This window comes from Stenotrophomonas sp. IS26, assembly GCF_054188265.1.
In genome coordinates, this window is the sequence record NZ_JBSZJV010000026.1 from 23,822 (window position 1) to 47,187 (window position 23,366).

21 protein-coding genes and 1 pseudogene are annotated in these 23,366 nt (G+C 67.1%); 21 read left to right on the forward strand and 1 reads right to left on the reverse strand.

Features of this window, described 5'->3' with window-relative positions:
* Positions 1-6 precede the first annotated feature (6 nt).
* Complete coding sequence (gene map / locus ACW6W5_RS16460) at positions 7-780, reverse strand: type I methionyl aminopeptidase (RefSeq protein ID WP_121041504.1); 774 nt, start codon at positions 778-780, stop codon at positions 7-9.
* Between the two features lie 271 nt (positions 781-1,051).
* Here map and ACW6W5_RS16465 point away from each other — a divergent pair, with 271 nt between their 5' ends.
* From ACW6W5_RS16465 to ACW6W5_RS16565, 21 genes and pseudogenes are all read left to right on the forward strand, one after another.
* A complete protein-coding gene (locus tag ACW6W5_RS16465) occupies positions 1,052-1,576 on the forward strand; it encodes a Csu type fimbrial protein (protein ID WP_152151768.1) in 525 nt (174 codons plus the stop codon).
* 9 nt (positions 1,577-1,585) lie between these two features.
* Positions 1,586-2,326, forward strand: a complete 741-nt coding sequence (locus tag ACW6W5_RS16470; RefSeq protein WP_121041500.1) for a fimbrial biogenesis chaperone — start codon at positions 1,586-1,588, stop codon at positions 2,324-2,326.
* Positions 2,327-2,339: 13 nt separating this feature from the next.
* Complete coding sequence (locus ACW6W5_RS16475; protein WP_152151767.1) at positions 2,340-4,685, forward strand: fimbria/pilus outer membrane usher protein; 2,346 nt, start codon at positions 2,340-2,342, stop codon at positions 4,683-4,685.
* Positions 4,685-5,731: a Csu type fimbrial protein gene (locus ACW6W5_RS16480; RefSeq protein ID WP_428999459.1), complete on the forward strand. Its 1,047-nt coding sequence runs from the start codon at positions 4,685-4,687 to the stop codon at positions 5,729-5,731. The genes ACW6W5_RS16475 and ACW6W5_RS16480 overlap by 1 nt, the downstream gene beginning before the upstream one ends.
* A gap of 132 nt (positions 5,732-5,863) precedes the next feature.
* The gene (locus ACW6W5_RS16485) at positions 5,864-6,079 is read left to right on the forward strand and encodes a hypothetical protein (RefSeq protein WP_226956597.1); all 216 of its coding nucleotides are present in this window, start codon (positions 5,864-5,866) and stop codon (positions 6,077-6,079) included.
* Entirely contained in the window at positions 6,079-6,795 is a 717-nt protein-coding gene (locus ACW6W5_RS16490; protein ID WP_152151764.1) for a fimbrial biogenesis chaperone, read from the forward strand. The genes ACW6W5_RS16485 and ACW6W5_RS16490 overlap by 1 nt, the downstream gene beginning before the upstream one ends.
* A gap of 214 nt (positions 6,796-7,009) precedes the next feature.
* Positions 7,010-7,864, forward strand: coding sequence for a 30S ribosomal protein S2 (rpsB, locus tag ACW6W5_RS16495; protein WP_152151762.1), 855 nt, complete (start codon positions 7,010-7,012; stop codon positions 7,862-7,864).
* A 127-nt stretch (positions 7,865-7,991) separates the two neighbouring features.
* A complete protein-coding gene (tsf, locus tag ACW6W5_RS16500) occupies positions 7,992-8,870 on the forward strand; it encodes a translation elongation factor Ts (RefSeq protein WP_088433310.1) in 879 nt (292 codons plus the stop codon).
* A gap of 192 nt (positions 8,871-9,062) precedes the next feature.
* The gene (locus tag ACW6W5_RS16505) at positions 9,063-10,562 is read left to right on the forward strand and encodes a GGDEF domain-containing protein (protein WP_152151760.1); all 1,500 of its coding nucleotides are present in this window, start codon (positions 9,063-9,065) and stop codon (positions 10,560-10,562) included.
* A 133-nt stretch (positions 10,563-10,695) separates the two neighbouring features.
* A complete protein-coding gene (gene pyrH, locus ACW6W5_RS16510) occupies positions 10,696-11,424 on the forward strand; it encodes a UMP kinase (RefSeq protein ID WP_121041486.1) in 729 nt (242 codons plus the stop codon).
* Between the two features lie 99 nt (positions 11,425-11,523).
* Positions 11,524-12,081 (forward strand): ribosome recycling factor, encoded by a 558-nt coding sequence (gene frr / locus ACW6W5_RS16515; RefSeq protein WP_121041484.1) that lies wholly within the window; start codon positions 11,524-11,526, stop codon positions 12,079-12,081.
* A 5-nt stretch (positions 12,082-12,086) separates the two neighbouring features.
* Entirely contained in the window at positions 12,087-12,857 is a 771-nt protein-coding gene (gene uppS, locus ACW6W5_RS16520) for a polyprenyl diphosphate synthase (protein WP_121041482.1), read from the forward strand.
* A complete protein-coding gene (locus ACW6W5_RS16525) occupies positions 12,854-13,678 on the forward strand; it encodes a phosphatidate cytidylyltransferase (protein WP_152151758.1) in 825 nt (274 codons plus the stop codon). Before uppS ends, ACW6W5_RS16525 begins: the two co-directional genes overlap by 4 nt.
* A gap of 2 nt (positions 13,679-13,680) precedes the next feature.
* Positions 13,681-14,871 (forward strand): 1-deoxy-D-xylulose-5-phosphate reductoisomerase, encoded by a 1,191-nt coding sequence (locus ACW6W5_RS16530; protein ID WP_152151756.1) that lies wholly within the window; start codon positions 13,681-13,683, stop codon positions 14,869-14,871.
* A gap of 34 nt (positions 14,872-14,905) precedes the next feature.
* Positions 14,906-16,264 carry an RIP metalloprotease RseP gene (gene rseP, locus ACW6W5_RS16535; protein WP_102789229.1) on the forward strand — a complete coding sequence of 453 codons (1,359 nt, stop codon included), beginning with the start codon at positions 14,906-14,908 and terminating at the stop codon, positions 16,262-16,264.
* A 73-nt stretch (positions 16,265-16,337) separates the two neighbouring features.
* The gene (gene bamA, locus ACW6W5_RS16540; RefSeq protein WP_121041476.1) at positions 16,338-18,704 is read left to right on the forward strand and encodes an outer membrane protein assembly factor BamA; all 2,367 of its coding nucleotides are present in this window, start codon (positions 16,338-16,340) and stop codon (positions 18,702-18,704) included.
* 566 nt (positions 18,705-19,270) lie between these two features.
* Positions 19,271-20,293 (forward strand): UDP-3-O-(3-hydroxymyristoyl)glucosamine N-acyltransferase, encoded by a 1,023-nt coding sequence (gene lpxD / locus ACW6W5_RS16545; RefSeq protein WP_121041474.1) that lies wholly within the window; start codon positions 19,271-19,273, stop codon positions 20,291-20,293.
* The gene (gene fabZ / locus ACW6W5_RS16550) at positions 20,290-20,745 is read left to right on the forward strand and encodes a 3-hydroxyacyl-ACP dehydratase FabZ (RefSeq protein ID WP_019184406.1); all 456 of its coding nucleotides are present in this window, start codon (positions 20,290-20,292) and stop codon (positions 20,743-20,745) included. Before lpxD ends, fabZ begins: the two co-directional genes overlap by 4 nt.
* Positions 20,746-20,764: 19 nt before the next feature.
* Positions 20,765-21,556 carry an acyl-ACP--UDP-N-acetylglucosamine O-acyltransferase gene (lpxA, locus tag ACW6W5_RS16555; RefSeq protein ID WP_152151754.1) on the forward strand — a complete coding sequence of 264 codons (792 nt, stop codon included), beginning with the start codon at positions 20,765-20,767 and terminating at the stop codon, positions 21,554-21,556.
* A gap of 104 nt (positions 21,557-21,660) precedes the next feature.
* Positions 21,661-22,833, forward strand: a pseudogene (gene lpxB / locus ACW6W5_RS16560) (lipid-A-disaccharide synthase); the annotation flags it as partial.
* Positions 22,830-23,366: ribonuclease HII (locus ACW6W5_RS16565; RefSeq protein ID WP_458233664.1), on the forward strand; the 537-nt coding region annotated here is incomplete at its 3' end. The pseudogene lpxB and the gene ACW6W5_RS16565, both read left to right, overlap by 4 nt.

The following is a 23,366-nucleotide window of genomic DNA, read 5'->3' on the forward strand; positions in this document are numbered from 1 at the left end:
GCATGCTCAGACCTGCGATTCGCCGGGCGAAAGGGTCAGCACGTCGACGCCGGTCTCGGTGACCGCGACCATGTGCTCCCACTGCGCCGACAACTTGCGGTCCTTGGTGACCACGGTCCAGCCATCGGGCAGCACCTTGTTGTAGCGGGTGCCCTCGTTGATCATCGGCTCGATGGTGAAGGTCATGCCGGGCTGCAGCACCAGGCCCTGGCCGGGGCGGCCGTAATGCACCACCTGCGGTTCGTCGTGGTAGACCTTGCCGATGCCATGGCCGCAGTACTCGCGCACCACGCTGAAGCGCTCGGCTTCGGCATAGCTCTGGATCGCATGGCCGATGTCACCCAGCGTCGCGCCCGGCTTGACCGCGCGGATGCCGCGCCACATCGCTTCGTAGGTCGCATCGACCAGGCGCTTGGCCATCACCGACGGCGTGCCGACGTAGTACATGCGGCTGGTATCGCCGTGCCAGCCGTCCTTGATCACGGTCACATCGATGTTGACGATGTCGCCGTCCTTGAGGACCTTGGCTTCGCTGGGGATGCCGTGGCAGATCACGTTGTTGACCGACGTGCAGACCGTCTTGGGGAAGCCGCGGTAGCCGACATTGGCCGGCGTCGCCTTCTGCACATTGATGATGTGGTCATGGCAGATGCGGTCCAGCTCTTCGGTCGTCACGCCCGGCTTGACGTGGGGGGTGACGATGTCGAGCACTTCGCTGGCCAGACGGCCGGCGATGCGCATCAGTTCGATTTCCTCGGGGGTTTTCAGATTCACGCTCATGGGGCCCATTATCGCCGATCCGGGGCCAATCTGAACGGGATCGGGTGGAACACCGACAGCCGCGGTTTGGGCGCAAGTTCAGTCAGGTCGATGAATGAATGCGATGAACGTCTCAAATCGCATGTTCATGCCGAAAACGGCCATCGAATCGCCCAAATCTCACGGGCTCCCTACAAGACCAAACCTATAACCGGATCAACACCGTTCCATCGCGTCACCGTTCGGCAGCATCGTGTTGTTCAGCAAGGACCCGCGTCCAAGGAGCATGCCCATGCGATTTCTCCGTCCTGCCCTGTTGAGCCTGGCCCTTGTCAGCCTCGCTGCGCCCGCCCTGGCGGCCGATACCACCACCTTCAACGTCAAGATCATCATCACCAAGGCCTGCACGATCACCGCTGCAGCCGCCACGGACGTCGACTTCGGTTCGGCCCTGTCCACGGCCACTACCCCGTCCAACGCGCAGGGCACCATCACCGCGCAATGCTCGGCGCTGACCCCCTACACGATCGCCTTGAACGCCGGCTCCAACGCTGGCACCGCCAACGACGTGACCACCCGGCGCATGAAGAACACCAACGCCGCGGTCACCGCCAACAACTTCGTGGGCTACCAGCTCTACCAGGATGCCGGCCACGCCAACGTCTGGGGCGCCACGACCGGCACCAACACGGTGGCCGGGATCGGCACTGGCTTGGCCGTGCCCTACACGGTGTACGGCCAGATCGCCAACCCGAGCGTCAACAATGCCGCGACGGGTAATTACCAGGATACGGTCACCGCTACCATTTCCTACTGAGGGCAGCCCATGCCAATGACCGCACGGGCCCGCCTCCGGCGGCGCCTGGGACTGGCCTGCGTCCTGTCTGCCCTCTCCATCGGCACCGTCCCGGCCGCCAGCCTTCAGGTGGCACCGACCGGGCTGCAGCTGGGGCCCCGACAGAACGCCGACGCGCTGTGGATCAGCAACAGCGGCACCGCACCGGTGCAGGTGCAGGTGCGGGTCTACCGATGGAGCCAGCAAGGAGGCCAGGACCAGCTGACCCCGACCGACGACCTGCAGGTCAGCCCGCCGATGCAGTCCCTTGCCGCTGGCCAACAGCAGCTGGTGCGGGTGGTGCGCAGCGACTCGCAGGCCCCGGCAGGACAGCTGGCCTACCGGGTGATTGTCGACGAACTGCCGACGCTGGATCCGAACCGGACCGGCATGCAGTTCGTGCTGCGCTACTCGCTGCCGGTCTTCGTCCAACCCGTCCAGGCCGCCCCTGCCAAGCTGCGGGCACGGCAGATCACCCTGGATGATGGCCGCCCGGCACTGGAAGTAAGCAACGACGGCGGCGCGTACGCGCAGTTGGCCGACCTCGCCATCGGCACTCCGGAGCGCCCGCAGACCGTACATCCGGGCCTGCTGGGCTACGTCCTTGGCGGCCAGACCATGCGCTGGCCGCTGGAGCTTTCGGCAACCCGCCTGGCGGGAGCCACCTTCATGGCCAGGATCAATGGTGAGTCGGCCCAGACACCACTGCCCGTCGCGCCACCGGCTCGCTGAGGCCTGCGCGCGGATGCTGCTCAGCGCCAGCCTGCTGCCTTGGACGATGCACGCCGCGGAGATCGGCCTGGAGGCCTCGGGCGCGTCGGGCGACGCCGTGCTGCCGGCACCGACCCCGTTGACCGCGCCGCAGACCCTGTACCTGGACGTGACCCTCAATCGCGCGCCGCGTGGCCTGCTTCCCTTCACCCAGGAACTGGGGCGGCTGTTCGCCGCGCCGGCCACGCTGCGCCAGCTCGGCTTCCCCGCGCAGGGCGACGCGGCGGTGCCACTGGACCGTCTGGCCGGCGTGGTGCTGCGCTACGACGCCTCCCTGCAGACCCTCGCGCTGGACGTGCCACTGGACCAGCTCGCACTGCCGACCACCCGGCTCGAGCGGGCACAGGAAACTACCCCGCATGCCTCCGCCTCACCCGGAGCACTCCTCAACTACGACGTTTATGGCAGCCACAGTGAGGCCGGCGGCAACCTGGCACTCACAAGCGAACTGCGGCTGTTCGGGCTCGGCAGTGGCGTGCTGGAGAACAGCACCGTGCAGCGCATCTACGAGGTTCCCCGGCAAGGCTGGCGGACCGACAGCGTGCGCCTGGACACCCATTGGCAACTGGACTTCCCCGACGCAGCGCTGACCCTGACCGTCGGCGATTTCTACAGTGGCTTCGTCGACTGGAGCCGGCCGGTGCGGATGGGCGGCATCCAGATTGGACGCAACTATGGCCTGCAGCCGTATCGCCTGCTGACCCCCACCCCGACCTTCCTCGGCGAAGCGGTGGTGCCTTCCAACGTCGAGCTGTATGTCGACGGATTGCGCCAGTACAACGGCCAGGTGCCGGTCGGACCGTTCCAGCTGGCCGCACAGCCGGGCATCAACGGCACCGGCAATGCCCAGGTGGTGATCACCGATGCATTCGGCCGCATGCAGACACTGGACTTCGCCTTCTACGGCACCCAGCAGTTGCTGGCGCAGGGCCTGTCGGACTGGTCGCTGGGCGTGGGACGCATGCGCCGGGACTATGGCATCCGCTCGTTCGCCTACGAGGCGCAGACCGTGGGAAGCGGCACTTGGCGTTACGGCGTCAGCGACCGGTTCACCGCCGAACTGCATGCCGAGGGCGGTGGCGGCGTGCGCAATGCCGGCGCTGGCGGCTGGTGGCTGCTGGGCGCCGCCGGGGTGTTCAATGCCGCCTACGTTCACAGCCGCCAGGACGGCCGCGACGGCGGCCAGTACGGGCTGGGGTACAGCTGGAACAACCGCCGATTCAACGTCAACCTGTCCAGCCGACGCACCCACGGCGACTATCGTGACCTCGGTGCACTGCAGGACAGCCTGCCTGCGCAGATCAGCGAACAGGCCACGCTGGGCGTGAACCTGGACGCGGCCGGGGCGATCAGTGCCAGCTACCTGCGCCTGCGCTACCGCGATGGTGAGGACAACCGCTACGCCAGCCTGTTCTGGTCGGCCAACCTCGGACGCCGCTGGTCCACGTACCTGTCGGTCAACCAGAACCTGGACGAGAGCAACGATCGCAGCATCTACCTGTCGCTGTCGGCCGCGCTTGGGCGCAACCGCCAGGCCAGCCTGTCCACCCAGCGCAACGGCGAGAACACCACCTACGTGGCCGACGTGTCCCAGCCGGTGCCCGGCGACGGCAGCCAGGGCGGGGTCGGTTGGCGCCTGCAGGCGCGCGGCGGCGACGATGGCGGCGGCGGCCTGGGTGAAGTGGGCTGGCTCAACCGGGTCGGACGCTACGCACTGGGGTACTCGCGCCAGGGCGACACCGATTACGGCTATGCCAGCGCCAGCGGCAGCCTGGTCTGGATGGGGGGGCACGTGTTCGCCGCACGCGAAGTGCCCGATGCGTTCGCCGTGGTCTCCACCGGCAGGTTCGCCGGGGTACCGGTACGGCTGGAAAACCGCCTGATCGGCAGCACCGACCACAACGGCCTGCTGCTGGTGACGCCGTTGCTGTCCTGGCAGCGCAACCGGCTCTCGATCGACACCCTGGACCTGCCGGCAGACATCCGCGCCGCCGAGGTCGACCGCTGGGTCACGCCGCGCCAGAGCGCCGGAATCGGCGTGGATTTCGGCCTGCGCCGCACCCACCCCCTCACCCTTGTACTGCACGATGACAGCGGCCACCCGCTGGCACCCGGCAGCGTGGTCCATCTGGCCGGGGCGCGCACGGCGATCGTCGGTTACGACGGCCAGACCTACCTGGAGGACGTGACCCTACCGCTCACCCTGCGGATCGACACCGCGCGCGGCCCATGCACGGTGGCCCTGGAGCCCCCCAGCCCCAGCGAGCCGCATCCGCGCCGACTGGGGCCGCTGCGCTGCATCGCCGGGCCATCGCCGTGATCCGCGCGCTCGCCCTGCTGCTGGTGGCCGCGCTGGCCCTGTTCGGCAGCCGCTCCGCGCATGCCGACACCAACTGCGTGGTCACCACCCCGGTCACCCTCGCGTTCGGAACCATCACCAACGGGTCTGCCAGCGTCACCAACACCACCACTACTTTCACCATCACCTGCAGCACGGCCGCCCTGAGCCTGCTGGCGACCGCGTCGGTGCGCGCCTGCCTGGGCATCGGCAACGGCAGCGGCGGCAGCGCCACCCAGCCCACGCGCAGCCTGCGCAACGCCACGACCGACACCATGGCGTTCCAGCTGTATACCAATGCCACCCGCAGCACGATCTGGGGGCTGACCCCGGGCAGCAACCCGGGCGCGCAGGTGATCGACCTCAACTACAACGTGCCGTTGCTGACCGGCGGCAGCGGCACGGTCACCGTCACCATCTATGGCCAGGTTCCGGCCGGGCAGACGCTCTCCGCAGGAAGCTTCAGCAGCAGCTTCGCCGCCGCCGACACCACGGTTCGCTTCGCCTACAACGAAGTACTGCTCGGTACCGCCTCCCCACCGCCCGCCTGCACGACCCCGGCCGGCGGCGGCGCGACCGGCAACAAGACCGTTGCCTCCGGCTTCCCGTTCACGGTCACTGCCAACGTCCTGCCGCAATGCAGTACGTATGTCACCACCGATATGGACTTCGGCAGCAATGCCGGCGCCATTACCGGCAACATCGACCGCACCTCGACCATCGGCCTGACCTGCATCAACCGCACCGCGTACACCATCGGCCTGGACAACGGCCAGCACGTGCTCGGAACGACCACCCGGCGCATGCAGCACGCCACCAATCCGAGCTACTTCATTGCCTACGAGCTGTACCGCGACAGTGGCCGCAGCCAGCGCTGGGGCAACACCATCGGGGTGGACACCGTCCCCGGCACCGGCACCGGCGGCACCCAGACGCTGACGGTGTACGGGCGGGCGCCGCCCACCTCCGGCAGCCTGCCGGCCCAGGGCAGCTACAACGATGTGATCACGGTGAACATTACCTACTGATCCCGCGTCGCCCTCAAGACCGGCGGCAGCCTGGCCGATAATGGGCAGGCCCCTTTCCTGCGATGTTCGATGATCCTGAGACGGCTCCCCCCCGCCCCGGCCTGCCTGCTCCTGCTCGCCGGATTCACGGCATTGCCCGCCACCGCGCAGTCGCAGGGCGGCCTGCGCATCCAGCTCCGCATCGTGGCCGACTGCACGACCACGGCCCTGCGCGGGGCGCGGCCGGACTGCGCGATGCCGCACCAGCGCAGCGATGCTCCCACGCCGGTGCCCATGCAGGTGCAGGCGTTGACCCCGGTGGAACTGCTCCGCGGCGACCGGCCTGACCGGGCTACGGTGACCTACTGATGCGCGGGCTTGCCGCACTTGCCCTGGCCCTGGCCCTGCCTGCAGCCGATGCGAGGGCCGTGCAGCTTTCCACCACCCGCGTGCTGCTGCCTGCCGGGCAGGCCGACGTCGATCTGTGGCTGGACAACCCCGATCCGGTGCGATGGTCCGGCCAGGCCCGGCTGTATCGCTGGGAACAGGAAGAAAACGACGAGCGCCTGCAGCCGGCCGAGGACGTGGCGCTGAGCCCGTCCGTACTGGACATCGCGCCCGGCCAGCGGCAGCGCCTGCGCGTGGTCCGGCTCGGCGCCGCCCCCGAACAGGTCCAACAGGCGTATCGGCTGGTCATCAGCCCGGATCCGGCGCTGCCTGCGGCGACGGCCCCGCGCTACTCGTTGCCGGTGTTCCTGGACCCGCTTCAAGCACCCGCAGTGGCACCGGCACTGCAGGCACGGCTCCAGCCGGGCCTGGCCGCGCACGTGCAGCTTTACAATGGTGGCGCGCGCCACGCCCACGTGGCCGACCTGGTGTTCGTCGACCGCACTGGGGCCCGCCAGGTGGTGATAGCGGGCCTTGCCGGCTATGTGCTGCCCCGCCAGACGCGGACCTGGGCGCTTCCCTTCCGCCCCGATCAGTATGTTGGCGGCCACTTCCAGGCCCGCCTGGACCACGCAGCAGAGGCTGCCCTGCCCGCCGCCGCGCCCGAGATTGCAGCCCCGGCCCAGGCCGGGCTATAATCGACCGGATCTCCTGCCTCATCGAAGCAGGGAACACGTCAACACCGGACGTCACCGGTGAATCCACACCTGCCGCCCATATCCGTGCCGGGGTGCTCCGCAAGGAGTTCGGTCACGGAAGCGACAGGGAAGCCAAACCCCGGAACCTCCCGCCTCACGGCGGACCGCCCAACTATTACCCGTGGCGGCCGGTTCCCTATCAGGAGTTACTGCAATGCCCCAGGTCACCATGCGTCAGATGCTGGAAGCCGGCGTCCATTTCGGCCACCAGACCCGTTACTGGAACCCCAAGATGGGCCAGTACATCTTCGGCGCCCGCGGCAAGATCCACATCATCAACCTGGAAAAGACCGTTCCGCTCTTCAATGACGCGATGAACTTCATTTCCAGCGTTGCGCAGAAGCGCGGCACCATCCTCTTCCTGGGCACCAAGCGCAGCGCCCGCGAGTCGATCCGTGAAGAAGCCGAGCGTTGCGGCATGCCCTTCATGAACCAGCGTTGGCTGGGCGGCACCCTGACCAACTTCCGTACCGTGAAGCAGTCGGTTGCCCGCCTGAAGGAACTGGAAGCCGGTGAGACCGACGGCAGCTTCGACAAGCTGGTCAAGCACGAAGTGCTGGGCCTGCGTCGCGAGCGCGACAAGCTGGAAGCCTCGCTGGGCGGCATCAAGGACATGAACCGTCTGCCCGACGCGATCTTCGTCATCGATATCGGCCACGAAGACATCGCCATCAAGGAAGCCAAGAAGCTCGGCATCCCGGTGATCGCTGTTGTCGATACCAACTACAACCCGGAACTGGTCGATTATGCGATCCCGGGCAACGACGACGCCATCCGCGCTGTGCAGCTGTACGCCCGCGCCGCTGCCGACGCCGTGCTGGAAGGCAAGGCTGCTGCGCCGCACGCCGCCACCGTCCGCGAAGAAGAGTTCAGCGAAGCCGCTGCTGGCGAAGAAGCCAAGCCGGCCCGCCGCGCACCGGCCAAGAAGGCTGCTGCTCCGGCTGCTGCCGCTCCGGCCGCTGAAGCCCCGGCGGCCGACGCTCCGGCCGCTGGCGAAGCCCAGGCCTGATCCAGGCCCGCGGTGGGCGCAGCGCGCCCACCGCTCCTGTCCGCTGCCGTTGGCGCGACGACAGGACACCTGTCACACGGGCCGGCCACCATGCCGGCCCAACCCCTTTCTTTCGTGAGGAAATCCCGTGGAAATCACTGCTTCCCTGGTCAAGGAACTGCGCGAGCGCACTGGCGCCGGCATGATGGAGTGCAAGAAGGCACTCGTCGAAAACGGCGGCAACATCGACGCCTCGGCCGAATGGCTGCGCAAGTCCGGCCTGGCCAAGGCCGACAAGAAGGCTGACCGCGTGGCTGCCGAAGGCATCATCGTGGCGGCCCAGGACGGCGGCAAGGCCGTGCTGGTCGAAGTCAACTCGGAAACCGACTTCGTCGCCAAGGACAGCAACTTCCTGGACTTCACCAAGGCGGTTGCTGCCACCGCGCTGAGCTCGGGCGCTGCCGACATCGACACCCTGAAGGCCGCCAAGCTGCCGTCCGGCGAGACGATCGAAGAAGCCCGCGCTGCCGTCATCGCCAAGGTCGGCGAGAAGGTCGACGTGCGTCGCATCGTGCGCCTGGAATCGACCAACAACGTCGCTGCCTACGTGCACGGCGGCCGCATCGGCGTGCTGGTTGAACTGGCCGGCGGCAACGAAGAGCTGGCCCGTGGCCTGGCCATGCACGTGGCTGCCATGAACCCGCCGCACAACAAGGCCGCCGATGTGCCGGCCGAGTTCGTTGCCAAGGAAAAGGAAATCGAACTGGCCAAGATGTCCGACAAGGACAAGTCCAAGCCGGCCGATATCCTGGAAAAGATCATCAGCGGCAAGATCGCCAAGATCGTCAACGAAGTGACCCTGTACGGCCAGCCGTACGTGCTGGACACCAACCAGTCGGTCGAGCAGGTCCTCAAGGCCGCCGGTGCCGATGTGGTCGGCTTCCAGCGCCTGGCGGTCGGCGAAGGCATCGAGAAGGTGGTGGAAGATTACGCCGCCGAAGTGATGAAGCAGGCCGGTCTGGCCTGATCTTCACCGCTTGAATGTGTTACGAAAGAAGCCGCGGACTCCGCGGCTTCTTTTTTTTGTCCATTGGCTTTGCTTTGTGTGCCGGATCAGGGCAATACTCCCAAACCGATCTGCCGCGTCAACGCAAGAAATCAAGGACGAAACTGTGATGTACCTCAGGTATTCTTGCCCCAACACACTGAAAAGCCCGCCATGCCTCCCGAGCTGACAGCCGCCCTGGCGCTCTGCCGCAACCTGCCCTCCCCGCCCGGTATTGCCCTGCGCATCATCGAACTGGCGCAGGATCCGGAAGCGGACATCACCACCGCCGCCGACATCATCGCCATCGACATGGCGCTGAGTGCCCGCATGCTGCGCATCGCCAATTCACCGCTGTATGCCAGCCGCCGGCGCATCGAGAACCTCGGCCAGGCACTGACCATGCTCGGCCTGAATGCCACCGTCAGCCTGGCACTGGGCTTCACCGTCACCCAGAACCTGACCGCGGCCGGCGACGGCCAGGACCTGCGCGAGCGCGCGTGGCGCCGCAGCATCCTCAGCGCGCTGGCAGCCAGCCTGCTCGGCCAGGCCCGCGGCCTGCGCAAAGCCGAGGAACTGATGCTGGCCGGCCTGCTGCAGGACATCGGCGTGCTCGCCCTCGCCCAGGCGCAGCCGGAAACCTATCTCCCGCTGCTGCGCCAGGCGGCCGACAACGACGCCCTGGTCGCACTGGAGCGCGAACACCTGCAGTGCAGCCATGCCGATGTCGGGGCGTGGGTGGCCGAGGAATGGGGCCTGCCCCGCTACCTGGTGGACAGCATCGCGCACAGCGAATCGCCCGCCACCGGCGACGACAATTTCCAGAACTGCGTCGCCCTGTCCGGCGCCGTGGCCGATATCTGGCTCGGCACCGATGCCGATGCCGCCCGCGAACACGCCCTGCAGCGCGTGCACGACACCCTCGGCCTGGACAGCGCTCAGTTCGACCAGGTGCTGGCCCGCATCGGCGAATCGCTGCCGGATATCAGCACCCTGTTCGAGACCCCGCTGTTCTCGCCCTCGCGCGTGCAGCAGCTGATCGACCATGCCCAGGAGCTGGCCACGCTGCGCAACCTGCGCGAGATGCAGGACGCCGCCCTGGCCCGCCAGCGTGCGGATGAATTCGAGGCGCGCGCCAATCGGCTGGCCGAGCAGGCCCACCGCGATGCACTGACCGGGGTGCTCAACCGCCGCCAGCTCGAAGCCGTGCTCGAACAGGAATTCCTGCGCGCCACCCGTCATGGCTGGCCACTCTCGGTCGCCTTCATCGACCTGGACGATTTCAAGAAGATCAACGATGCCCACGGCCACCTCATGGGTGACCAGGTGCTGCGCATGTTCGCCACCAAGCTGCAGGAGCAGTTGCGCAACAGCGATACGGTGGCCCGTTTCGGCGGCGAGGAATTCATCGCGCTGCTGCCCAATACCACCGAGCCGGTCGCACTGGAAGTGGTCCGGCGGGTACTGGCCACGATCGTCAACACACCGATGGCCGAAGCGGCCGGTGGCCCACTGTTCGTGACCTTCTCCGCCGGCGTGGCCACCCAGGGGGGCTACGAGCGTTTCGCCGATGTTCAGGACCTGCTGAAAGCCGCCGACGACGTGCTGTACCGCTCCAAGAACCTGGGCCGCAACCGCGTCATCGCGCGCTCGCCCAGTACCGCGCCGGCCTGAGCCCGACCGGCGCGCGGCGCCGTGATCGCGGCCGTCGCAGCGCCTGCCTACGCCGCAGTGCAGCAAATTTATGCTGCCCGATGGCCCGGCTTCCAGTAGAATCCGGGCGTTTTCCACGCATCCAGAGATCGCCATGTCAAAGCTCGCCTATCGCCGCATCCTGTTGAAAGTTTCCGGGGAGGCGCTGATGGGAGACGAGGACTACGGCATCGACCCCAAGGTGATCCACCGCCTCGCCCGTGAGGTGATGGAAGCGCAGGCCGCCGGTGCCGAAGTGGCCCTGGTGATCGGCGGCGGCAACATCTTCCGCGGTGCCGGCCTGGCGGCAGGCGGCATGGACCGGGTGACCGGCGACCAGATGGGCATGCTCGCCACCGTGATCAACGCGCTGGCCATGCAGGACGCCCTGGAGAAGCTGGGCGCCAAGGCCCGCGTGATGAGCGCGATCAAGATCAACGACGTCTGCGAGGATTACATCCGTCGCCGCGCCATCCGCCATCTGGAAAAGGGCCGCCTGGTGATCTTTGCCGCCGGCGTCGGCAGCCCGTTCTTCACCACCGATTCCGGCGCGGCCCTGCGTGCGATCGAGATCGGCGCGGACCTGCTGCTGAAGGCCACCAAGGTGGACGGCGTGTACGACAAGGATCCGAACAAGTACAGCGATGCGGTCCGTTTCGACAGCTTGACCTACGACGAAGTGATCCGTCGCGGGCTGGAAGTGATGGATACCGCCGCCTTCGCGCTGGCCCGTGACAGCGATCTGCCGCTGCGCGTGTTCGACATGGGCCAGCCGGGCGAGCTGCTCAAGATCCTGCACGGCGACAACATCGGCACCCTGGTGCAGGGCCGCGACAACACCTGAGCCTGAGCGGCGCCCCACACCGGGCGCCCTGAACGGCCCGGCGAAGCCCCTTCTTCGCCTATAATCGCCCGATTCCCAGTTACATCCAGGATTCGGGCGATGCTCAACGAAATCAAGCAGGACGCGCAGACGCGCATGGCAAAGAGCATCGATGCTCTGAAGCACACCCTCACCTCCATCCGCACCGGCCGTGCTTCCCCGGCCCTGCTGGATCGCATCACCGTCAAGGCCTACGGCACCGACACCCCCTTGAACCAGGTCGCCTCGATCAGCGTCTCCGAGGGCCATTCGCTGGTCATCACGCTGTTCGACAAGGGCATGATCAAGGACGTGGAAAAGGCGATCTATGCCTCCGACCTCGGCCTGACCCCGAACGTGGCCGGCACCGTCATCCGCCTGAACCTGCCGCCGCCGACCGAAGAGCGCCGCAAGGAGCTGGGCAAGCAGGTGCAGAAGGAAGGCGAAGGCGCCAAGATCGCCATCCGCAACATCCGCCAGGACGCCAACAAGGCGATCGCCACCCTGATCAAGGACAAGGCGATCAGCGAAGACGACAAGAAGCGCGGCGAAGACGACATCCAGAAGCTGACCGACAAGTCCATCAAGGACGTCGATAGTGTTGTCGCCGAGAAAGAAAAGGAACTGATGGCGGTCTGAGCCCTATGTCCCAGGCCCCGACCAGCAGTTCCGACGCGCCCGTGCCGCGCCACGTTGCCATCATCATGGATGGCAACGGGCGTTGGGCGCAGAAGCGTCGTCGCCCGCGCGTGATCGGCCATCGTGCCGGTGCGCGCGCGGTCAACCGCACCATCGATTTCTGCCTCGACCACGGCATCGCCGCGCTGACCCTGTTCGCCTTCTCCAGCGAAAACTGGGGCCGGCCGAGTGATGAGGTCGACGCGCTGATGAAGCTGTTCCTCAATGCGCTCGACCGCGAAGTGGACGAGCTGCATCGCCGTGGCGTGCGCGTACGTTTCATCGGCGAGCGTGAGCGCTTCGGCGCCGGGCTGGTCAGCCGCATGCAGCTGGCCGAACAGCGCACCGCCGGCAACCGTGCGATGACCCTGAGCATCGCCGCCAGCTACGGCGGCCGCCAGGACATCGCCCGCGCCGCGCGCGAGCTCGCTGCCGAGGTCGCGGCCGGTCGCCTGCTGCCCGAGCAGATCGACGAAGCGATGCTCAGCAGCCGCGTGGCCCTGGCCGACCTGCCACCGCCGGACCTGTTCATCCGCACCGGTGGCGATACCCGCATCAGCAATTTCCTGCTCTGGCAGCTGGCCTATACCGAACTGTGGTTCACCGACGTACTGTGGCCCGAGTTCGACGCCGCCGTCCTGCAGCAGGCATTCGACGCCTACGCCGCGCGTGAACGCCGTTTCGGCCTGACCAGCGCCCAGATCGCCGCCTTGGCCACCGAGACCTCTTCCCCATGACCAAGACCCGAGTCATCGCCGCGCTGATCATGGCGCCGGTCGCCATTCTCGCCATCCTGATGCTGCCCACCCAGTGGCTGGCCGCCGCGGCGGCCGCCGTGTTCCTGATTGGCCTGTGGGAATGGCTGAAGCTGGCCGACGTGGAAGACACCCTCGCCCGCACCGTGCTGCTGGTGCTGAATCTGGTGCTGATGGTGCTGATCGTGTGGGCCGATGCCGGCTCGCTGGTGCTGTACCAGATCGCCGCACTGATCGGCATCGGCTGGTGGTTGATGGCACTGCTGTGGCTGCGCTTCTTCAACTTCGGCGCCAGCCCGAGCAGCCCGGCACGTGCGCTCAAGCTGCTGGCCGGCACCCTGGCGATCGTTCCGGCCTGGGCCTCGCTGGTGCTCATCCATGCCAGCGGTGACAACGGTCACCTGTGGCTGCTGACCGCGCTGGCCGTGGTCTGGGCCGCCGATTCGGGCGCCTACTTCGCCGGCCGCACCTTCGGGCGCACCAAGCTGGCCCCGCGGATCAGCCCCAACAAGACCTGGGAAGGCCTGGGGGGCGGCATGGTCGCCGGCCTGATCGTGGCGCTGGGCTTCGGCTGGCTGGCCGGGATCGACAGCGGCCATCTGGTCGGCCTGGTGATCACCGCCGTGGTCACCGTGTTTGCCTCGGTGCTGGGCGATCTCTATGAGAGCCTGATCAAGCGCCACGCCGGTGCCAAGGATTCGGGCCATATCATCCCGGGCCATGGCGGCGTGCTCGATCGTATCGACGGCGTTCTCGCCGCCCTGCCGGTGTTCGCACTCGGCAAGGAAATCTTCGGGTTCTAACCATGGCCAGCGCTTCCGCCCCCCGCCAGGTCGCCGTCTTCGGCGCCACCGGTTCGATCGGCGCATCCGCGCTGGACGTGATCGCGCGCCATCCGGACCGCTACCAGGTCACTGTGCTGGCCGCCGGCCGCCAGGTCGATGCGCTGGTCGCGCTGTGCGCCGTGCACCGCCCGGCGCATGCCGTGATTGCCGATGAATCGCGGTATGCCGCCCTGCGCGACGGCCTGCGTGACGCCGGCCTGGCCACCCGGGCCCATGCGGGCGCTGCGGCGCTGGATCAGCTGGCCGCCAGTGATGCCTGCGACACCCTGGTCGCCGCCATCGTGGGGGCCGCCGGGCTGTCCTCGACCCTCGCCGCGGCCACCGCCGGCAAGCGCATCCTGCTGGCCAACAAGGAATCACTGGTGCTGGCCGGCGAACTGCTGATGCGCCAGGCCGCGGCCGCCGGGGCCGAGATCATTCCGATCGACAGTGAGCACAGCGCGATCTTCCAGTGCCTGCGCTCCCGCGATGCGAGTCTCGATGGGGCCGGCGTGCGCCGGATCATCCTGACCGCCTCCGGTGGCCCGTTCCGTGGCCGCAGCCGTGAGCAGTTGGCCCAGGTGACCCCGGCCCAGGCCGTGGCCCACCCGAAGTGGTCCATGGGCCCGAAGATCTCGGTCGATTCGGCGACATTGATGAACAAAGGGCTCGAAGTCATCGAAGCCCATCATCTGTTCGGCGTGCCCGGCGAGCGCATCGACGTGCTGGTCCACCCGCAGAGCCTGGTGCATTCGCTGGTCGAATTCGTCGATGGCTCCACCCTGGCCCAGATGGGCCTGCCGGACATGCGCACCACCCTGGCCGTCGGCCTGGGCTGGCCGCAACGGATCGAATCCGGGGTCGGCGGGCTGGATCTGCTGACCCAGGGGCGGCTGGATTTCGAAGCCCCGGACACCGAGGCCTTCCCGTGCCTGAAGCTCGCCTGGCAGGCGATGGCCGCCGGTGGCACCGCCCCGGCGATCCTCAATGCAGCCAATGAAGTCGCGGTTTCAGCGTTTCTTCAGGGGCGGGCAGCTTTCCTTGCCATTCCAGCGCTGGTCGCTAACGCTCTGTCAACACTGTCGAGCGAGTCCGCCGATACACTGGAGGGCCTGCTGACCGCCGATCAGCGCGCCCGCCAGATCACCCAAGCCGCCATCGACCACGCCTGAATGCCCCATACGCCCCCTTACAGTGCTGATCACCATGGGTGATTTCATCGGATCCGTCTGGTGGATGATCGTCAGCCTTGGCCTGCTGGTGACATTCCACGAGTTCGGCCATTACTGGGTAGCCCGCCGTTGCGGGATCAAGGTGCTGCGCTTCTCTGTCGGATTTGGCAAGCCGCTGTGGTCGCGCCGCAACCGCGCCGGCACCGAATTCGCGATCGCCGCCATTCCGCTGGGCGGCTACGTGAAGATGCTGGACGAGCGCGAGGTGGAAGTGCACCCGGCCGAGCGCGGCCAGGCCTTCAACCACAAGACCGTGTGGCAGCGGATCGCGGTGGTCGCCGCCGGTCCGGCCGCCAACCTGATCCTGTGCATCGCCCTGCTGTGGGCGATGTTCGTGATCGGGAAACAGGATTATTCGGCCACCATCGGCCGCACCACCGGGATGGCCCAGACCGCCGGGCTGCAGGCCGGCGACCGCGTGGTCAAGGTCGATGGCCGCAGCGTGGCCACCGCCGGCGAGGCCAGCATGGCGCTGACCACTGCGGCGATGGATCGTCACGATGCCAAGGTCGAGGTCCTCGACGGCCTGGACCAGGTGCGCACCCGCACCCTGCCGCTGTCGCAGCTGCCGGCCGGCTTCGATGAACGCCGCGTGCCCCAGCTGACCGGGTTGAGCTGGCAGTTCTGGCTGCAGCCGGCGCTGGTGGACAAGGTCCTGCCCGACGCGGCTGCCCAGGGCGTGCTGGTGCCGGGCGACCTGATCGTGGCCGTGGACGGCCAGCGCATCGAAGGCGCCGACCAGGTGCCGGCGCAGATCGCCGCGCTCGGCCAGCGTGGCGGCCCCGGCATGATCGACGTCCTGCGCGGCGGCGAGCGGCTGGCGCTGGAGATCACCCCCCGCCAGGGCGTGGACGGCCGTGGCCAGCCGACCTGGCAGATCGGCATCGGTTTCCCGGAGACCCACGCCCCGGCCTACGACGCCGAACTCAAGTTCGGGCCGTTTGCGGCAGTGCCGGTAGCCCTGCGCGAAACCGCCCGGATGGCGGGCGATTCCCTGGGGATGATGCGCCGCATCGTCACCGGCAACGCCTCGCTGCAGAACATCTCCGGCCCGGTCACCATTGCCCGGGTCGCCAATGTCTCGGCCAAACGCGGCCTGGATTGGTTCCTGTATTTCCTGGCCCTGCTGTCGCTGAGCCTGTGCATCATCAACCTGTTGCCCATCCCCATCTTGGACGGCGGGCACCTGCTGTATTACCTTATCGAGTTGGTCAAGGGCAGCCCGCTGAGCGAGCGCGCCATGGCTGCCGGGCAGTATGTGGGCCTGGCGCTGCTGGCCGGGCTGATGGGATTGGCGTTCTACAACGACATCCTCGGCCTGGTCCCGCGATGAACTTTTTTCCTTTTGTCGTCGTCTTATGCGCCGGCATCCCGCAATGTTGAAATCGACTCCAACCGGACGTGACATGACGCGACTCCCCAATCGCCGCCTGCTGGCCCTCGCACTCGTTGCCGGTTTCGGCGCGCCCGCCCTGGCGCAGGCAGCCGAGCCCTTCACCGTCAGCGACATCCGCGTGGATGGTCTCCAGCGCATCACCTCCGGTACCGTGTTCACCTACCTGCCGGTGGAACGTGGCGACACCATCACCGACAACAAGGTCGGTGAGACCATCCGTGCGCTGTACAAGACCGGCTTCTTCGAAGACGTCCAGCTCAACCGCCAGGGCGACATCCTCGTGGTCACGGTCAAGGAACGCCCGGCGATCAACAAGTTGACCGTCACCGGCAACAAGGACATCAAGAGCGACCAGCTGCTCAAGGGCCTGAGCGACATCGGCCTGACCGAGGGCGGCACCTTCGACCGCCTGAGCCTGGACCGGGTGACCCAGGAACTGCGCCGCCAGTACAACGACCGTGGCAAGTACAACGTGGACATCACCCCGACGGTGAGCCCGCTGGACCGCAACCGCGTGGACATCGCCATCGCGATCAAGGAAGGCAAGGCCGCCAAGATCCAGCACGTCAACCTGGTCGGCACCGAGAAGTTCCCGGCCAAGGACATCCTGGAAACCTGGGAATCCAAGGAGCACAACTGGGCCTCGTGGTACCGCCGCGACGACCAGTACTCCAAGGAAAAGCTGTCCGGCGATCTGGAAAAGCTCAACGGCTGGTACCTGGACCGCGGCTACGTGGATTTCAGCATCGATTCCACCCAGGTCTCGATCAGTCCCGACAAGCGCGACATGTTCATCACCGCCGGCGTGACCGAGGGTGAGCAGTACAAGATTTCCGAGATCAAGGTCACCGGCGACACCATCCTGCCGCAGGAAGATGTCGAGCGCATGGTGATCCAGAAATCCGGCGACACGTTCTCGCGTGCGCTGCTGGAGTTCAGCTCGGACCAGATCACCAATTCGCTGTCCAACATCGGCTACGCCTTCGCCAAGGTGAACCCGATCCCGACCAGCAACCGTGCCGACCGCACGGTGGCCATCAACATGCAGGTCGTTCCCGGCCCGCGCGTGTCGGTGCGCCGCATCACCTTCAAGGGCAACACCCGCACCTCCGACGAAGTGCTGCGTCGTGAAATGCGCCAGTTCGAGAACAGCTGGTACTCGCAGGCCGCGATCGACCGCTCCAAGATCCGTCTGCAGCGCCTGGGCTACTTCGAATCGGTCGACGTGGAAACGCCGCCGGTCACCGGCAGCAACGACCAGGTCGACGTGGTCTACAACGTCAAGGAAACCACCTCGGGCAGCTTCGTGTTCGGCCTGGGCTATTCGCAGTCCTACGGCATGACCACCTCGGTGCAGCTGTCGCAGAACAACTTCCTCGGCGGCGGCAACCGTGTGTCGGTCGAAGCGTCGCGCAGCAGCTACCTGCAGCGTTACGGCTTCAGCTATACCAACCCGTACTTCACCGATGACGGCGTCTCGCTGGGCTACAACCTTTCCTGGCGCGAACTGGATTACTCCGACTTCAACACCGCGCAGTACAACAGCACCAATGGTGCCGCGCAGGTGGTGTTCGGCGTGCCGATCACCGAGAACGACACCGTCTCGCTGATGGTGGGCATCGACAGCAACCAGATCACCACGTACCAGGGGTCGACCCCGCAGGCGATCATCGATTACATCGATGCCATCGGCCAGCGCACGTTCCATTCCTGGCGCACCGAGCTGGGCTGGGCGCGCGATACCCGCAACGACTACTTCATGCCGACCCGCGGTACCTACCAGCGCGTCGGCCTGGAAACCACGCTGCCGGGTTCGACCGTGGAGTACTACAAGCTGAACTATCAGTTCTCCAAGTACTGGCCGATCATCCCGCAGCTGGTCATCAACACCCGCGCCGAAGTCGGCTACGGCGACAGCTACGGCAATGACACCACCCGCGTGATCACCAACCCGGATGGCAGCACCCGCGTGGTGACCGCCGCTGGCCTGCCGTTCTACGAGAACTTCTACGCCGGTGGTACCAACTCGGTGCGTGGTTTCGAGGACAACACCCTCGGCCCGCGTTCGGAACCGACCCTGAGCTACAACCGCGGCCAGCCGCTGGGCGGCTCGCTGAAGACCGTTGGTTCGGTGGAAGCCTACTTCCCGCGCCTGTTCGACAGCCCCTCGGCCCGCATCTCGGCCTTCGTGGACTTCGGCAACGTGTACACCGGCGTGGACAACTTCAAGGCCAACGAACTGCGCGTGTCCACCGGTGTGGCCCTGCTGTGGCGCGCCCCGGTCGGCCCGATCTCGATCAGCTACGCCTTCCCGCTCAAGAAGGAAGACGGCGACGAAGTCGAGCGTCTGCAATTCACGTTCGGCGGTCAGTTCTGACCGCCTAACGTGAATTGCCCAAGGTTTGCGCAGCAAACCTTGGGGCCCAACGATTCCTCCTATCCCCCGCGCCGTCGGCGCGGCCCCCTTAACAGAAGGGGGCCTCTCCACCAGACGCGGTACGCATTCGCCGGGCTTTGCCCGGCGTTTTCGTTTTGGGACCGGGAGCGATCATGCGTCCGTTCCGATTTGGGTTCGAACCAATCATTGGTCGATGCCGCTTTGGGTTGGGACTTATCGTTCGATGCCGCTTTGGGTAGGTGCCGACCGTTGGTCGGTACGAACCTCCAGGATCATCGAGAGCCGGCCAGCGGCCGGCACTACCCTGCCGCGCTCGCGCTGAACCGTCGGGGGGCGTGGCGGGCAGCCCTGGCCAGGACCGTTGGGCCGCATGGATGCGGCCCACGAGCCCCCAAGGATGGGTTTACGGCGCGTCCTGGCCAGGGCTGCCCGTCACGACCCCGCGCGATGGCAACCAAAGCGCCGGAGCCACAGCAAACCGACACACCCACCCCAAAACCCCCGCCCCGCATGACCGTTTCGGCATCACACGGTAAACTCCCCCGGTGAACACTCCTACCTATACCGCCCAGCAACTCGCCGAGCAGTTTGGCCTGCAGGTCCATGGTGATGGCAGCACCGCCATCCATGGCGTGGCTACGCTCGCCCATGCCGGCCCCGGCCAGCTCACCTTCCTGGCCAATCCGCGCTACCGCGCGCAGCTGGCCGACAGCCAGGCGGCCATCGTCGTGCTGCGCGCCGAGGATGCCGAGGCCGCGCCCGGCGCCGCCCTGGTCGCCAAGGACCCGTACACCACCTTCGCCAAGATCGCCGCCCTGTTCGATATCGCACCGCCGCGCGCCCCGGGCATCCACCCCAGCGCCTGCATCGATCCGGACGCCCAGGTCGCCGCCAGTGCCCACATCGGGCCGTTCGTCACCATCGGCGCGCGCAGCGTCGTCGGTGAGAACTGCATCGTCGGCCCCGGCAGCATCATCGGCGAAGACTGCACCCTGGAAAACGGCTGCGAACTGATCGCCCGCGTGACCCTGGTCACCCGCGTCAAGCTCGGCAAGCGCGTGCGCATCCATCCCGGCGCCGTGCTGGGTGCCGATGGCTTCGGCCTGGCCATGGATGCCGGCCACTGGATCAAAGTGCCCCAGCTCGGGGGCGTGCGCATCGGCGACGACTGCGAAATCGGCGCCAACACCTGCGTGGATCGCGGCGCGCTGGAAGACACCGTGCTGGAGAACGACGTGCGCCTGGACAACCTCGTGCAGGTCGCCCACAACGTCCAGATCGGCGCCCACTCGGCCATCGCCGGCTGCACCGGCATCGCCGGCAGCGCCAAGATCGGCCGCTACTGCCTGCTGGGCGGCGCCGTCGGCGTCGTCGGTCACCTCGAAATCTGCGACAAGGTCGTCATCACCGGCAAATCGGTGGTGCGCAACTCCATTCATGAGCCGGGCGAGTATTCCTCCGGCACCCCACTGACCGACAACCGCACGTGGCGTAAAAATGCCGCGCGCTTCAAGCAGCTCGATGCGCTCGCCCGGCGCATCCTGTCTGTGAGCAAGGAGAAAGAATGAGCAACAACCAGAATCTGCCGGACATCAACCAGATCCAGCAGTTGATCCCGCACCGCTACCCGTTCCTGCTGGTGGACAAGGTGATCTCGCTCGATTTCGAGAACCGGAAGATCGTCGCCACCAAGAACGTCAGCATCAACGAGCCGTTCTTCCAGGGCCACTTCCCGGGCCAGCCGATCATGCCCGGCGTGCTGATCATCGAAGCCATGGCCCAGGCCGGCGGCGTGCTGACCCAGCTCACCCTGGGCCGCGATGCGCAGTCCAAGCTGTTCTACATGGTGAAGGTCGACAAAGCCCGCTTCAGCAAGCAGGTCGTGCCCGGCGATGTGCTGGAAATGCACGTGGAGATCAAACGCGTGATCCGCAACATGGCGGTGTACGACTGCGTGGCCAAGGTCGATGGCGAAATCGTCGCCTGCGCCGAAGTGCTGTGCGCCGGCACCCGCGAATGATCCAGGCAGGAGATCTGCAATGAGTGACAACGCCCCTCTCATCCACCCCACCGCGGTCATCGACCCGTCGGCGACGCTGGCTGCGGATGTGCGCGTGGGTGCGTTCTGCCTGATCGGTGCGGACGTGGAAATCGGTGCCGGTACCGAGATCGGTCCGCACTGCTCGATCCACGGCCCGACCCGGATCGGCCGCAACAACCGTTTCATCGGCCATGCCGCGATCGGTGGCGAGCCGCAGGACAAGAAGTACAACGGCGAGCGCACCGAGCTGGTGATCGGCGATGACAACGTCATCCGCGAGTTCGTCACCATCAACCGCGGCACCGCCGGTGGCGGCGGCATCACCACGGTCGGCAACGACAACTGGATGCTCGCCTACACCCACGTGGCGCATGACTGCCATGTCGGCGACCATTGCGTGTTCTCCAACAACACCACGCTGGCCGGCCACGTCACCGTGGGCGACTACGTGATCATCAGCGGCTTCGCCGGTGCCCACCAGTTCTGCCGCATCGGTGCCCACGCCTTCCTTGGCATGGGCGCGCTGACCAACGGCGACGTTCCGCCGTTCACCATGGTCGGCAGCGATACCCTGGGCCGCCCGCGCGGCATCAACAGCGAAGGCCTCAAGCGCCGCGGCTTCGACGCCGAGCGCATCGCCAGCATCAAGCGCGCCTACCGCACGCTGTACGTGGCCGGCCTGCCGCTGGCCGAAGCCAAGGTGCAGCTGGCCGAGCAGGCCACCCATAGCGCCGACGTGAAGGACCTGCTGGACTTCATCGAAAGCGCCGAGAGGCCCCTGCTGCGATGACGGCTCCAGGCGGGCACACCCCGGGCATGACGACCGCCGAGATCATTCCACTCACTGCGATGGCGACCAGCGTTGAACAGACGCTGGCCGTGCGCACCTCCGAGCGCCCGGTGCGGATCGCCCTGGTCGCCGGTGAAGCCTCCGGCGACCTGCTCGGTGCCGGCCTGATCCGCGAATTGCGCCTGCGCTTCCCGAATGCCGAGTTCGCCGGCATCGGCGGCGATGCCATGCGCAGCGCCGGCTGCCAGACCTGGTTCGACGCCAGCGAACTGGCGGTGATGGGCCTGACCGAAATCCTGCGCCACCTGCCGCGCCTGCTCAAACTGCGCCGCGCGTTCCGCGCGCGTGCGCTGGAGTGGCAGCCGGACGTGTTCATCGGCATCGACGCGCCCGATTTCAACCTCGGCGTCGAGCGCTGGCTGAAGGAACGCGGCGTGCGCACCGTCCATTACGTCAGCCCCTCGGTCTGGGCCTGGCGTGAGAAGCGTGCCGAGAAGATCGGGGCCAGCGCCGATCTGGTCCTGTGCCTGTTCCCGATGGAACCGCCGATCTACGCCAAGCACGGCATCGACGCCCGCTTCGTCGGCCATCCCATGGCCGATGACATCCCGCTGCACAATGATCGCGAACAGGCGCGCGCCGCACTCGGCCTGCCCTCCAACGCGAAGGTGCTGGCGGTACTGCCCGGCAGCCGCCTGGGGGAAATCAGCAAGCTCGGCGAACCGTTCTTCGAAGCCGCCTGGCAGGTTTCCGAACGCATCCCCGGCCTGCACGTGGTGGTTCCGGCCGCCAACGCCGCCTGCCGCACCCTGATCAGCGAGCAACTTTCCGCCTCGGCGTTGCCGGTTGCCCATTCGCACCTGCTCGACGGCAACGCGCGCACCGCGATGATCGCCGCCGACGTGGTCGTGCTCGCCTCCGGCACCGCCACCCTGGAGACGATGCTGGTCAAACGCCCGATGGTGGTCGGCTACCGCGTGGCCGAACTCACCTACCGCATCGTCAAGGCGCTGGGGCTGCTCAAGGTCGACCGCTTCGCCCTGCCCAACATCCTGGCCGGCAAGGACCTCGCGCCGGAGCTGATGCAGCACGACTGCACCCCGGACAAACTGGCCGCCGCCATCCTGCAGTGGTTCGATCGCCCCCAGCGCGTGACCGACCTGCAGGACACCTACCAGCGCCTGCACCTGCAGCTGCGGCGCGACGCCTCCGCACGGGCCGCCGACGCCGTCACCGAGCTGCTCGAACGCGGCCCCCACCACGGCCGCGCCGCATGAGCCGTCGCCACGCCGCCGCCGCTTCACTGGCCCTGTTCGACGGCGCCGCCCTGGCCACCGTCGCCCCGCGCTACGTGGCCGGGGTGGATGAAGCCGGCCGCGGCCCCCTGGCCGGGCCCGTCGCGGTGGCCGCCGTGGTGTTCTGCCCCGACCGACCGCGCCTCAACGGCCTGGACGACTCCAAGCAGCTCACCGCGGCACGCCGTGACCAGCTCTACGACAAGATCCTCGACCGCGCCCTGGCCTGGCACGTGGTGATGGTGGACGTCGGCGACATCGACGCCCTCAACATCTACCAGGCCACGATGCTCGGCATGCGCCGCGCCGTCGAAGGCGTCGCCCACGTCGCCCAGTTCGCCCGCATCGACGGCAACGTCGTCCCCAAAGGCCTGCCCTGCCCGGCCCAGGCCCTGATCGGTGGTGACGCCCTCGACCGCGCCATCATGGCCGCCTCGATCCTCGCCAAAGTCAGCCGCGACCGCTTCATGCAGACGCTGCACGACGCCCACCCCGAATACGGCTTCGACCAGCAC